This is a genomic window from Congzhengia minquanensis (genome assembly GCF_014384785.1).
GTDB classification, from domain to species: Bacteria; Bacillota; Clostridia; order UBA1381; family UBA9506; genus Congzhengia; species Congzhengia minquanensis.
Genome location: NZ_JACRSU010000001.1, coordinates 98,898 through 113,008 on the forward strand (window position 1 = coordinate 98,898; position 14,111 = coordinate 113,008).

The window sequence follows — 14,111 nt, forward strand, 5'->3', positions numbered from 1 at the left end:
ACCTTAAAAATTTCTTACAATTATTTCAGCGCATCTTTCAGCGCTTTGCCTGCTTTGAATGCAGGTACCTTTGAAGCCGCAATTTTAATTGCTTCGCCTGTCTGCGGGTTTTTCCCCATTCTTTCAGCGCGGGCACGAACCTCGAATGTACCAAAACCAACCAATGCAACTTTGTCATCATTCTTTAAGCTTTCTGTGATTGCATCAATTGTTGCATTAACAGCAGCATCAGAATCTTTCTTAGAAAGTCCTGTCTTTTCTGCAACTGCCGATACTAATTCTGTCTTATTCATCATTATCACCTCATTTTTTTACAATATGAAAACATTTTAACATATTTTCTAAAAAAAAACAAGTGATTTTTCAAAAAAATATTATGAAAAATGGCTTATTAATACGTTACCTAGAGCCAATGATTAAAATTGCGGCATAAGCCACAATAGAAACCACCATCGCCAGCGCAACGATGAAACTTAAAATTCTTGCTATTCTTTTTTGTTTTGAATTCATACGATTCTTCTCCATCATTTTGTCGTTAAGTTGGTTATACCACATTTTTCAAAAAAAATCAATGGATTTTTAATTTCATCTTGACAAAAATAGAATTTAATGCTAAACTATTTAAGTCAGGTTTTTTGCCGCTGTGATGGAATTGGCAGACGTAGCGGACTCAAAATCCGCCGGTAGCGATACCGTGCCGGTTCGACTCCGGCCAGCGGCACCAAAAAAGTCAGGACGAAATAGATGTAATATCTGTTTCGTCCTAATTTTTTAATTATAAGAAGAGATTTTTCAATTTACAGTTAATATAAGCTCGGGAGGTAATATTATGGCATTGTTTACTCCAGCGGACAGAAAAAGTATTATGGATTACATCGTATCCTTTACAGAGCAGAACGAGCATATAGTAGCACTAGTTGCTGTCGGTTCAGGCTCTTTTGGTTATACTGATGAATTATCTGATTTAGATTTTGTAGTAGCAATTGACAGCGGCGAGAATTTGGATATAGTGAAAGACTCTGTCGCAAATGAACTTAGCAAGAAAGCGTCGATTATCTACTTTAAGCAAGACCCCGATATACCGCTGCAAGTTTATTTGTGCGATAATTTTCTTGAGATTGACATCGGCTACGGTGTCTATACCGATGCCGCAGCTACCCGAGCACATTGGAAAGTGCTGTTTGACAAAACCGGCACCGTTCAGGAGGCGATGCAAACATCTTGGGAGAAAGCAAAAAAAGATCCAAAAATAGACGAATATGCAAAGGAACTCTCGGAATGTTCCGATCGCGTGTGGAGCAATCTGATGCACGGTGCGGTTGCAATAAAACGCAGACAATACTTTAGAGCAATTGCGGAACTTGACATCGCACGTAACTTCCTTGTAAAATTGCTCGGCTTGCGATATTCTCTTGATACTGAACGCGGCAGAGATGTTGATAAACTTCCGGAATTCGAATTACATACTCTAAAAAAGACTCTTGTCAGAGATTTTTCACAAGAGGCACTCTGGTCAAACCTTACCTGCCTTACCAATGCTATATATGCAGAACTTGAGCGTAGCGAGAAGCAAGCTTGTATTAAAATAAATCGTCAGCAAGTAAATGAATATATAAATGCATGCCGAAATTTTTAGTCGATACCAAGGATTATTCGCATAATTCACCTGCATTTATTTTGACCTAATGATGCAAAAATCCCCCGAAAATCGGGGGATTTATTTATTTTACCGAAACGTTTACTGCTTCTGCAATGGGCCTTAGCGTTGTTAAATTTTCGATAAAAAGTATCTTTAATCTTTTTACCTCCTCTGATAAAAGAGAAGTAACATCTACGTGATATGGCGTATTTGCCTCTATTTGAACATCCTTTTGAACAACGCCCTCCACCAGCCTGTTCTGTTCGTCATATGCCGCGATGAAAACATCGCCGCAAATTCCTGCAGGCGAGGTTATCAAAAGGATTCCGTCCGCGTTAACTTCTGCTGAGGTGCATTTGTTTAATAATTCTATTATGACTGCCGTTTGCGCACTTGACAAAGTTTGGTTTAAACAGGTTTCGCTATCTTCCAACGGCACAATGGCATTTGCTTTCACCAAAACCGTTTTCCCATTCGATTTGAGATAAATATCTTGGTCAGATGGATTATAAACAGCATTACCCTGTCCTGTCTGCTTTAAATTCCGGAACGATGTTGTATATTCGGCAATTTCGCGGTTGGTGGCATACCACACATCGTTTCTGTCCGACACTTTTGTCAGCAATTCCTCCATGACATTCCACGACTTAGGACTGCTTTCATTCAGCTCGTAAGTGTGGCCCCACACAGAAAATACCCGAAGGTCTTCCCCATCCGCCAAAAACGGTTCAACAAAACTAAGAGCGCTGTTGTGGTGACATGTCATTTTCCAAGCCAAAAAATCGTTGGGCAATGTAAAATCCCCGGTGGTGGCAACAGGCCGGGCATATAAAACATTGTTTTTTCTGAGCTGCTCAATAACAAACGCATTGTTCCAGCCTGCACCGCCGGGATATGCATAGCCCACAGGTTCAATCCCTGTTAGGGTTGTAATTCTTTGTCTGTCTTTCGTAATTTCCGTTTCAATGTTCTCTGCTGTAATGTTTTCATCCCGCAGGGGAAGGTGGGTGTAGCCGTGCATACTTGCTTCATGCTTTTGATATACGCGCTTTACATCATACATTTGGAGCAGATTATGGCCGGACTGAACGCCCCCTAATTTTCCCGAAATGACATTAAATGTCCCTTTGACCCCATACCGGTCCAGCATGTTCACCAGTTTTTCGTCGCTTTCCAGCGCGTCGTCGTAACTTAACGTAAACGCCTTTGTTTTTCCGCCGGGAAGCAGCATAGAATAGGTGGCAGGCCGGTTTTGAAAAGACACGGTGGCAGTGGTTTTTGGAATAATTTCACTATTTTCTAAATCGCAGGACTCGATAATTTTAATCTCATCGGTTTCCGTTACCGTTAACCCTGTTTTAAATTCATATAATTCGCCCTTTTTGAAAGTAGTATTCTTAATTAAAAATGAGTCTTTCAGCGTATCGCCATGAAACACCGCGATTACAATGCTTTCCGTCTTGTCCACAGGCGAGGAAATAAAGACCGTTCCATCCGCTGCAGAAAAATAAACATTTGCCGCACTGCCTTTTTTCGTTTTTACCCCAGCCAGTTCCCTTAAAAGTTCTTCATAAGCGTTTTCAATGCGGTAAGTGACCATTCCGCTCCTGATTTCAGACAGATATTTTTCTGCTAAATCGGCCAATTGTATCTGCTCATTTGACCCATATTGACTGAAATCCACCTGCGAAAACGCATTCTCCGCTTTTTCTGCATAGTAGTTTTGCAGAAAGGTTAAGGTTTGGGTTGCGGTCAGCGTTGTGTCCGCGGGAACAGACACTCTCATGTTTGTCAGATCGACTGCCGTTTCCTGCATTGCCGCAAGATAAATCAGCGTGTGGGCGCTGTCTTTTAAAAAGCCTTGTTCGTCGTAATAGCTTTCGCTTAAATATTCCACGTCTGCAATGGGCTTTAGCACATGAAAAACATTTGCAACGCAGAGTTTAATTCCATTATCTTTCACGTAGGCCTCCTCCGCTGCATCAATCAGCGCCTCAGAAAAAGCTTCCAGCAAAAGATTATTTTCCCGTTTGGCGCTTGGCACAGGCGTCAGGAGCATAAGCGCAATGTTTCGGGACTTTGCTGCAGAAATAATTTTTGCAACGGCTTGCTTATATTCTGAAACCGTTGGCGTGCCTGTTCTGTCTCCTCGGTAAAGCGCCGGGATTTCAGGCATTACGATCGCGCAAGTCACATCAGGATATGCGTCGAATTGCGCACCGATTGTCTCTGCAATTGCTTGCGCCTCCTGACCGCTGTTAGACAAATCAACCACTCTCTTGTTTTGATAGCGAGAGTCGTTTCTGAGCTTCATTCTGATGAATTCGGGATATGTCTGGCAAAAGCCGGCTGACGCCGCTGCACCAGCTGTTGCACTGCCGCCGGTAATCAAAACAGAATCATATGCGGCAGAGGCTAAGCTTGACAGAAAAGCGTTATTTAAATCTGTCAGTTTGCTGTTAATGTCGGTAAAATCAGCACGCTTTTTACCCCTTTTTAAATCTACTTTAAAGTCTAACTTTTTTTGCGTTTCATTCATTTGTTTTGGGGTTAAGGAAAGAACGCTGCTGTCCTTCACGCCCAAACCTTTTAAAATTGCTTTTGCAATTTCTGCTTGCCCAAAGCGGTTGGGGTGGTAGGCGTCGGCCTCGTAATAATCCGCAAATGCCGGCAGGTTTTCATCTGTACCATAAGCAATATTGTCAAAGACTGTGGACAGGTCAATGTGAGTGATGTCGTAGCCTTGTGCTGCCATCTCCTCCGCCACCGTTTTAATTCCCGCTGAAATTTGCGTCAGCTTATGAATACTGCCATTCGAATTCATGGGAATTGGTGTAAACAAAATGATTTTACGGTTTTCCGGCACACCAACTGCAACGTTTTCCGTTGATGGAACGATTTTTTCAATTAGCGTTCTATATTTGTCTGTAAACACTGCTTCTGTGTCAGATTTGTTATTCGTCCCCAGAAAAACAGAAACGATTTCCGCCTGATATTTCCCCAGCATATCGTCAAAGTTATTCAAATAGTCCTCAACCTTAAAGCCCGGAACTGCGGTTTTAACAAAACGAAAATTGTTTCCTTGCTCAATGTTAAAATAGTATTTTAAATAATCGTCATATTTTTTATACCCGCGGCAGTAGAAGTCGCTGGTGATGCTGTCACCTGCAACCAGCCAGGTTTTCGTTGTCTCGTCCGGCGCCGCATTTGCCGCTGGAAGCACCAAACCGGGCAGGATGAATACAATGGCAAGAAGTAAATAAAGTTGTTTTCTAATCATAAAACCCCTCATTTCCTTTGTAAAATAAAACGACCATCTCGTTTTAAAATAAGATGGTCGTTTTGATTGCTTCCTCTTAGTCCATATTCGTATAAATTACGATAGAACGAACCTCGCCGTATCTCGCATTAATTGCCATCTTCGTCGCGGTAGTTGTGTCGCGGCAATCTCTGTAAGATGTTAAATCTGCAACAGATGCCGTGCGCACGGTTTCTTTATTGCCGTCATAGAGCATGATGGGAACGGATTTTAATGCATATACATAAGATTCCCGGTCAGTATCCTTTTCTGCCTCATTCGGGTCGAATACCAGCTCTGCAAAGCCGTTGTAACAGTCGTACAGCATGCCATAGACTGTTCTTGATGCAACTCCGTGATTGTTCAGATTTTGATAGGCCTCGGGATTGCTTGCGTCCACAACAAATTCAACTTCTTTAATATATCCTTCAGAATCTGTTCCGAATCGGATAACATCGCCCGTTTCTAAAACAGGAGTTCCGTTGTAGGAATTATTTAAAATTACTGATGCGTCTGGATACGGATTGGTACCGTCGTACATTTTAATTGTAAAGCCGTCCGGCGAAAGGTCGTTGGTGAATGCTACGCCGTCTTTCATGCCATAAACTCGAATTACGTTTTCACCATTAGCATTTACTGCAGTTGTAATTTTTTCAATTACGCTGATATAAGTGTTGGCAGTCATACTTGCGCTGGTTTTTCCGTAGATAACCGCAAGCTCTATGGCGTTGGATCTACCTACATTGTAAACGTCAAGATATGGCTTATCATCGTTACTGAGGACTGAAGAAACAGAACCCACAGAGAAGTTTTTATCATTGTCCCATGCGCCACCTTCGGTAACCTCAACCGTTGTTTTGCCGCCGTTTCCGTCGTCAATTTCAACCGTTTCTTTTGCAGGAACACAGAAGAGGACTGCTGTTGAGTCGAACACGAAACGGTCGCCCAGGGTTTTGTCGCTGGATTTATATCCCAGTGTATTTTTCAGTTCACCGTAATATCCCAAACTTGACGAATTGTTTCCACCGGCATCCAGTTCTTTCGTATCTACAACCTTAATCTTTCCGTCATTGTTGGTGGAATATCCGATAATCTGTTTCACAGCTTTGCCCGAATTGTCCGTTAAGGCCGTAAAAACATCAGATTTAGAACCATCAAACGCCTTAACCCCCCGTCTTCCGTCCAGTGTTACCTTATCGTTACAAACAAATTCTGTAATTTTTCCTGTGCTCTCCAAAATCTTAAGGCGAACGGTACTGTCAATGGTTGATTTTGCATCAACACCCAGTAAATATCCATAACCGCCCGCTGTTTCCAAACCTTCATCGTCAATTGTTACGATTTCGTGGTCGCTGTTAAAGTGGAAAGTGTAAATTGCGCCTAAATTCGGTTCGTAAATTTTGTTCGTTTTAATCAGGTATTTATAATACTCCGACACGTTATAAACCGTACCATTAACGGTTAGAGTATCTTCGTCGTATGTGCTGATTACACCAATTTCATTGTATGTGGTCGCTACAACATCATAATGGATAGATTTTGCGCTGTCAATCCGGCGAATTCCTTCGTCGTCTACATATTCACTGCTTGCAGCAACCGATAAAACATCCCATTGAGAAAGACCTGTAATATCTTTTACAAGTTTTCCATCACGTTCAATACGATATGTAACGCTGCTGTCCTGTGGGTCAAGCATGATTTGGTTCTGTCCATACATATCCGAAATTGTAAACCTGTCTGCGTTTACTGCGCTTACTACATACATAATATAAGATGTCACTAAAACAACATCATAATCGCCGCTGTTATCTGAATCGAGCAGCAGAACCTTTCCGTTCTCCGGGGTAAGCAAAAACTTAGAATTTAACGACCGCGCCACTCCGTTATAAATTAGGTCAGCCGTGGGAGAAACAGTTTTTCTTTTTAAGTTTTCATTCTCATCATAAAAAGCAAGCGTTTTTAAAGTTGTTTCCCCCGGTTCAATATCCCGGGCATCAACTTCAACACACTCCATTCGCTCCATTCTGGGACGGATATATCGAATGGTTCCAACCGTATCGTCTTTTGATTTGTAATAATAAATTTCTACATTATAACCAAGATAAATTTCAGCGTTTGTCTCACCGACATTATAAAGAGTGCCGTCAATCATAATTTTATCTCTACCGGCTTTTGAACCAAGCGCCGAAACAGCAGAAACACTGTTTGCCGTTATCTGGCCTTCCACTTTATAAATCTGAAAGTGTTCCGATAGAACTGTTTCTCCTTCTATACGCTGATACTTTGTCTTATCTCCAACTTCCACAAGCTGAAGAAGGTCCGTATCAACAATATTTACCAAAAGCTGATAAACGTCGCCGGCCGTTACAAAATCATTTGGTGCGCAATCAACCCTGTCTAACAGATTCAGCTTTTGCGCCTGATTAAAATAACCAATGGGATATCCTGCCTCCCGTGCATACACGTCATAACCCAGAGCCACTACAGACATTTTTACGGCCTCGTTTAAGGTCACAGCCCTGTCAGGATAAAAATATCCGTCTCCCGTACCGTTGATAATTCCCATGTCATAAGCCGCACGGATGGCGTCAGAATAAACAGAAGCGGGTGGAACGTCATTAAAAATCTGCTTGTTGTCATGCCCTAAGGTAGTATAGCCCATTGCTTCACATAGTAAAGACACGAACTGGCCTCTGCCAACCACTGTGGTTTGCTGTAGGGATGTATTCTTTAAAACACCCAGCGCCTGCAGCTTTTCTGCGGCAGCTGTATAGTTGCTGTTTTCTGTTACCTCCTGTACCGGAGCCACGTCCTCGGAGGCCTCCTCAGCAAATGCAACAGGTGAAACAGACATCATGAATACAAGCACACCTGCAAGTAGTTTCTTTGCTATTTTCATTTTGTGATCATCCTTTCACTCTTCGACTACTCTATCATAATTTAAGCCAATGACAACAGCTGTGAAATAATTTTGCACGCCTGTGCCCTTGTGGCAAAACTGCCGGGAGCAAAATTGCCGTCTCCAACGCCGTTTATAATGCCGTTTGCACTCATTGCCGCAACTGCTTCTTTTGCATAACTTCCAATTTCAGCTTCGTCAGAAAACGCAATTCCGTTACCGCCCGAAAGGTCAACTCCTGCATATACGGCAATACGGTAAGCAAGTGTTGCCATGTCCTGTCTTGTAATTTCGCTGCCTACTCCAAAATGCCTTTCGTCAACGCCGTTTACCAATTCCTTTTCCATGCCGCTTGCAACGTATTTATAATACCATGCGTTATCTGCTACATCATCTAACTCGCATACTGCGCCATCGCTTACCAGATTGAACGCTTCCAGAGCAATTTTTAAAAATTCTTCCCGTTTAATGTTGTCGTTGGGACGAAATTTTTTGTTACCGTCACCGGATACAATTCCCTTTTCTGTCAGGGACAAGATGCTGTCTTTTGCCCATGTTACGCTTTCTAAATCGTCATAGGGCTCGTTAGAAGGTTCCACAACATTGCTCGTATCATCTTTATCTTTATCGCCGACATAAACGTCGGTAACTTTGTTACCGCCTCTGTTGCCTCCGCCGCCCGAGCTTCCGCCGCCACCGCCGGAGGAACCGCCGCCTGGGTTGTCATCTTCTTCGTCTTCATATTTTTCCAACAAGTCATCAAACTTTGTTCTGGCCTGTTTTATGGTGTCAAAATCAGCCTTTGCCATTTCTTTTGCAATTGCAGTCTGGCTGTCCTCATTTAAATCCTCAAAACGATCCATGTCAAAATTTAAATATTCGTTGTTCTCTTCAACAAATTTCACAAAATCGCCGTATGCAATTGCATTTAAATATGGAACGCACAGTTCTTCGTTAAAAGCTGTGCTAAGGTCATCTTCCTTTTCAAATGGCTTTCTGCCATACACCGCTTTATAAACAAGTTCTTTTTCTTCCGAAGCAAGGCTTCCGTATAATCCCTTTTCAGACAAGTCGAACTTAAAAACAGAGTTATAATCGGTGATCGCCTGCATCATTTTTTCCGCGTCAGAAGCATGGTTCACATTGGAAAGCGCAATAGCATTGTTAAACACAACGGCTGCTTTGTCGGATGCATCGTCGCCTATGTAATCTCCACGGCTTGCATACAGTGCCTTGTTAATTTCCAACTGCTGCGTCTCAGACATTGCTGCATAGCTGTCGATCAAAAATCCCATAGCGTTGTAAAGCTTATTTAAATATTCTTTTTGTGCTTCGTCGTCATCTTCCTTACCAAGCAGAACGCTGGTTAATGCATCGGCGCTTGGCGCATTAACAATGTTGTCGATTGCGTCTAACCGGTCATTCTTGCTGGCATAATAAAACTCTGCATTTTCAAAAAAGGTCCCGTTGGCGCCTACTGTTGCTGTATATGTTCCGCTTTCACTGTCGTCTAACATGAAAAACGAAAACGAATAGGTTCCATTTTCCGGAGTCGTGTCATTTGAATAATGGCAAGCCTTTTGAAATTCATCAACCGATAATTGGTTCACATCAGAATAACCGGGCTTTAAAACGATACAGATAACGTTATCCATATCGCCTGCGCTACCGCTTATGGTTACATGAGCCCCCAAAAGACTGACGCTTGGTTTTTCAGCCGCAGAAACAGTTGATGTCAGCATTAAGCCGAGAAGCAGGCTAACTGCAGTGACAAGACTTATCATTTTTTTCAGCTTATGAGTCTTCATAAACTTAATCATTCCTTTCCACACTGTTAATTTGCTTATTTAGCATCACTGTTTTTGCCGCTGCCAGAGGAACAAAATTTGAATTTCCAATGCTGCTGCCTTCCCAGATCAGCAATTTCACTTTTTCGCATTCGATGTTTGACAAATTAAAATGGTATTCCTGTATTTCAGAAAATCCTGGTTCGACAGAAAGAACACTTGTTTTTAAATCTACAAGCGCACCGTCCTTGTCATAAGCCGCCAGCATAATTGTGGCGCTTACAGGTTCTCCCAAAGTGTTTTCAAACTGAACTGTGCTGCCTGCGCCGTCAGAGTCGGCTCTCAGGGTTGTATATGCGCGGACATAAGCAGTTAAATCTTTGTGATTCTCTGCTATTCCTGCGCTGTTTATAATTTTTTGGGCTTTTTCCGGCCAGTTTAAGTCTGTCACATAATAGGTTTTACCCAAATAGTTGTTCTGCCCGTGGTCTTCCCAAAGCTGGTAATCAGAGGCATAGTTTTCGTCTGCAAACATGTCGTTGTTGTCCTTCGACCAATAGTTCAGCCATCTGTGCTCCTGATTGGCGTTCGACCAAGCAGGGCTGCCGCTAAGATTACTTACGTTGCGTTCCACCTTCCAGAAGCTTGAGCCCTGGTCGTTATAGACAGAACCGCCGTATCCGGACTGGCCCTCAAAATAATTTTCGTAAATAAGGTTCGGAGCTTGATCCGTACCGCTGGTTGGGCCAATGGTATAAATTCCGCCGCCGTCGTTGATTACGGTGTTCATAACATTCAAAATCCGATTGTGGTGGATTTGATTGTTCCGCATGATGCTGGTGGGAATGCTTTTCCAGCCGTAACCGATATGCATACCGCTGTAAGCCGTATCGGAAATAGTGTTGTAGGCAATTTCCATGTCAATCGGGAAACCGGCCGAAATTGCCGCCGCACTTCTGTAATCAACCGCCGTGTGGTGAATGTAATTATTAATAATGTTGTTGTTTCTGATATAATACTTTTCGTGTGCCGGCAAATAATTGAAATTGTTGGGATATGCATTGTCAATTTTGCCGGTTGCAGGTTCGCCGACATTCACGGCGCTGCCTGAAATGTCGTAAAACCGGTTTGTATAAATTCTGCAATCCTGAATGCACCGAATCATTTTAAGAGCCGATATGCCCAAATGCGAAAATTCGCAATTTGTAAAGTCAACAGAGTGGGCATACTGTGCAGATACAGCCGCCGGCGGAAGCGTATCGCCGGAAAGCGTTTTGTCCGCCGAGTCTCTTAAGTGGTTATTTTGAGCGTCTGAGTGGCCATATGCTGTACTTGGCCGCATCCAGGTGGAATAGGAAAAGGTAATGCCTGAAAACAGTAGATTTTTGACAACGTTGTCGGGTGAGCTGCCGGCAATCGTTACCATTTCCCCATCGTTTGCCGCAAGAACGGTATAGGCATTTTCAAGATTTTCACTCTGACGAGGTTTGTAATAGAGATAACCGTCAGCAGCGTCTAAATACCATTCCCCTTCTTCATCTAAAAACTCATAGGCATTTTCAATATACCATGGATTTTTTGCAGAGCTTCCGCCCTTGTTGCGAATGGAATTCCAGCCAGGCTGCTGCATTTCCACTTTCACCGTTTCGTCTTCGTCCACCGACACAGACTTTATTTTGCAACGTGGATTTGTCCACGCCGAATAATAAACAAGTTCCGCCTCGGACAAATTGTGAAGATCCTTTAAATAAGAAAATTCCGCAGGGACGGTATGCCCAAACTCTCCGCTATCGTAAGTCCATCCGGCAGCATCAATATCTTTCCGGGCGCGCGTTGCGCGGATACCGTTTACGTAAAACTGCCTTGATTGAATATGTTCAGCCGGCGCACGGTATATGTTCTTTTCACTGTCGAACAACGTCCAGCCGTTTATTTGTTTGCCGCCGTTAATCACCGGCAGTTCGCCGCTGGGGGCCCGGTATACGATATAATATCCGTTTTTTCCGGAGTCCTGCGCTGTAAAAGTTAAATCCATTTCGCTATAGTCGTAAGTTCCGCCAAGCAGATTGACAATGATGTCGCCGTCCATTTGGTACGAAATGGTCTGCGCCGCATCTCTGGCCCTTTCTATTGAAAGGAACGGTTCCTCTTTGGTTCCGCTGTTTCCGTCGTTTCCATTTACCGGATCCACAAAAAATTCTGCAAAGGGCACAAGACCGCGCTGAAAGTCATATACAGCATCATTTAACATACGTTTTATTTCAACAATTTCTTCATAAAAAAGTTCTTTTGTGCCATTTATCATTTCTTCTACAGAGGAAATTGCTGCTTGCAGCGTTTGTTTGTTTTGCTCTGAACTGTGTCCGGGCGCGGTGCCCACCGGCGTACTTTCATAAACGAAACGTGCGTTTTCCAAAACAGGCTCTAACACGTTTCGGTCTGCCGCGCGCAAAAAACGTTCTGTGGCGTCTTCTAACGCAGCCGATGCCAATGCTGCTTCTTCCAGCGTTGGCTGAGATAAAAGCACCTGACGAGCCTTGTCAATTTCCGTCAAAAACCGTTTTTTCGAGCCGGAAATAATTTCGTCAGTTTCTTCATAAACAGTCTCTGCACGGTGAATGGTATCTTTTAAATTTGTAAGCTCCGAAACTACTTTTATCAGCACATTTTTTGTTAAATCTGGATAGATTTTAGACGTTACGATTAAATTCAGTTCACATTCAGGTGCGCTGCTTTGCACAGTGAGTTTGTTTCCGGCAAATGTAATGCCGCTTGGCAGAGCATCGGTTATTTGAAAAAATAACTCGTCCCGGTCAAACTCATAGGTAATGCCATCAAACTCCTTTGACGCAACAGCGCTGAACGGTTCCTGCTTTTCACCGCTTTGCGGAATGATAATTTTTGTATTTCCCCGGAACGTGATTTGGTCCGGTTCCACAGGTTTCACAGAAAAGTCGTCAAAATAATATGGTATTTTAGAATTTTTGGGATCGCTTCCTATTCGTAAAAACAGCTGACAGTCTGCTACTCTGTTTGTTCCGTTATATTTAAAATAAGAGCTTACTTCAGTCCATTCCCGGTCGTTCACCGGCGTGCCAGAGGCCATATACATGCTTCCGGTATCAACATCGTCGCTGATTTGCGTGCGAATAATTTCCGCTTCGCTGTCGCCCTGTCCCTCTTCCAGTTTCACCCAGAAAGACACCTGATACCAAACATCTTTTTCCAAATGAACAAACTGGGCACACCGCTGCAAGTTATTTGTTATCGGAACAATTTTTGCAGCGCCTGAGCCAGAGTGCGTCGGCTCGCTTACCCATTGGGGCATAGAAGATGACCATATGGTTTTCCCGTTGGCATCTTTATAGCTTTCAATCCAACCGGTAACGTCGTTTTCTAACTCAAAATTACCGTTTATGTAGAGCTTTGTGTTTTTTGTAACAGATACATCATCAATATAATAGGTTAATACCGAAGTGTTATTTTTCCCCCCGACACACAAATATACGTCACCGCTCATAGCGCCGATTTCTCTTGTGTAGGATTTATAAAATGCTTTCACATCTGTCCACTGGTCGGTTACGGTAAAGGTATTTCCAATATATTCCACGGTATAGTTGTCGTGGCGAACGGCAAATTGCGCCTTTGCGCTGCCGCTTTCCATTTTTACCTTTGCCGACATAATATACCAGCTGTTTTGCTCCATAGGAACATACTGCGTTGGAACAAAAGGTGCCGAATTTCCAGTGGTCACTTTTACACATTTTCCGGTTCCATCAGCGCCAGGAGAAGCAGATGTAACCTCTGCGTCAGAGATTAGCTCCTCACAGTTGAAATCGTCAATGTAATAATCAAAATCAGCCTCATTCTGTTGTCCTGTCGGGCCGATCCGGACATACATTTTTGCCAATCCACCGTAATTTTCCGGGTCGTTTCTTGGTGTGAAGATAAAATCAAATTTCGACCAGGTTTCGCTGTTCACAGGTATATTACTGGGATATTCCGTTTTTTTCTTGTCATAAGAAAACAGCATTGTGGCCAGCGATTCGGTATATTCTCCGTTCTTTTCAGCAAGTTTAATACTGCAGGTTATCCGGTAGCTTGTGCCAATGTTAAGCATAACATTCTGGCTGATGTCGTTAAACCCGTTTGTAACTTCCACAAAGGCACAGCCGGAAGAATTGTCAGCTCCGCCTTTCGTCCACGTGCAGCTTGCGCCGCTGACGTTCCAGGAGGCCACATCCTTTTCAAAACCGCCGTTTTGGTTTAGCAACTTTCCGGCATTGATATCCCAGCCTTCCAGCTCCGCTTCAAAACCCGGATTCTGAATTAGATTTTCGTTCCCCGCATTATCGGCGGCAGGCAATATTTCAGTTCCATTTATAACGCTCGGTAAAGTTAAAAGAACCACAAGAACCATTAACGATACTGCTGTTATTCGCTTTATTAACCCCAATTTCAACATTTAACTCCACCTTTACGCCATCG

6 protein-coding genes and 1 tRNA gene are annotated in these 14,111 nt (G+C 43.1%); 2 read left to right on the top strand and 5 right to left on the bottom strand.

What is annotated here, in order from left to right:
• Nucleotides 1-20 precede the first annotated feature (20 nt).
• Nucleotides 21-293 (bottom strand): HU family DNA-binding protein, encoded by a 273-nt coding sequence (locus H8698_RS00510; RefSeq protein ID WP_177680244.1) that lies wholly within the window; start codon nt 291-293, stop codon nt 21-23.
• A gap of 344 nt (nt 294-637) precedes the next feature.
• Between H8698_RS00510 and H8698_RS00515 the strand changes: the two genes are divergently transcribed.
• Together H8698_RS00515 and H8698_RS00520 are read left to right on the top strand one after the other, a co-directional pair.
• Nucleotides 638-724 (top strand) — tRNA-Leu (locus H8698_RS00515).
• 105 nt (nt 725-829) lie between these two features.
• The gene (locus H8698_RS00520; protein WP_249310575.1) at nt 830-1,636 is read left to right on the top strand and encodes a hypothetical protein; all 807 of its coding nucleotides are present in this window, start codon (nt 830-832) and stop codon (nt 1,634-1,636) included.
• An 85-nt stretch (nt 1,637-1,721) separates the two neighbouring features.
• Here the strand turns inward: H8698_RS00520 and H8698_RS00525 are convergent, their stop codons facing one another.
• The 4 genes from H8698_RS00525 to H8698_RS00540 form a co-directional block, all read right to left on the bottom strand.
• Nucleotides 1,722-4,919, bottom strand: a complete 3,198-nt coding sequence (locus tag H8698_RS00525) for a polysaccharide deacetylase family protein (protein ID WP_249310578.1) — start codon at nt 4,917-4,919, stop codon at nt 1,722-1,724.
• A 76-nt stretch (nt 4,920-4,995) separates the two neighbouring features.
• Nucleotides 4,996-7,836, bottom strand: a complete 2,841-nt coding sequence (locus H8698_RS00530) for an S-layer homology domain-containing protein (protein ID WP_249310580.1) — start codon at nt 7,834-7,836, stop codon at nt 4,996-4,998.
• Between the two features lie 41 nt (nt 7,837-7,877).
• Nucleotides 7,878-9,644 carry an S-layer homology domain-containing protein gene (locus tag H8698_RS00535; protein ID WP_249310582.1) on the bottom strand — a complete coding sequence of 589 codons (1,767 nt, stop codon included), beginning with the start codon at nt 9,642-9,644 and terminating at the stop codon, nt 7,878-7,880.
• A 4-nt stretch (nt 9,645-9,648) separates the two neighbouring features.
• On the bottom strand, nt 9,649-14,088 hold the full coding sequence (locus tag H8698_RS00540) for a carbohydrate binding domain-containing protein (RefSeq protein WP_249310584.1): 4,440 nt from the start codon (nt 14,086-14,088) through the stop codon (nt 9,649-9,651).
• Nucleotides 14,089-14,111: the final 23 nt, after the last annotated feature.

Bases quoted from the DNA above. Each gene is read 5' to 3' on its own strand.
- H8698_RS00510 (WP_177680244.1), bottom strand. From the start codon at position 293: ATGAATAAGACAGAATTAGTATCGGCAGTTGCAGAAAAGACAGGACTT.
- H8698_RS00520 (WP_249310575.1), top strand. From the start codon at position 830: ATGGCATTGTTTACTCCAGCGGACAGAAAAAGTATTATGGATTACATC.
- H8698_RS00525 (WP_249310578.1), bottom strand. From the start codon at position 4,919: ATGATTAGAAAACAACTTTATTTACTTCTTGCCATTGTATTCATCCTG.
- H8698_RS00530 (WP_249310580.1), bottom strand. From the start codon at position 7,836: ATGAAAATAGCAAAGAAACTACTTGCAGGTGTGCTTGTATTCATGATG.
- H8698_RS00535 (WP_249310582.1), bottom strand. From the start codon at position 9,644: ATGAAGACTCATAAGCTGAAAAAAATGATAAGTCTTGTCACTGCAGTT.
- H8698_RS00540 (WP_249310584.1), bottom strand. From the start codon at position 14,088: ATGTTGAAATTGGGGTTAATAAAGCGAATAACAGCAGTATCGTTAATG.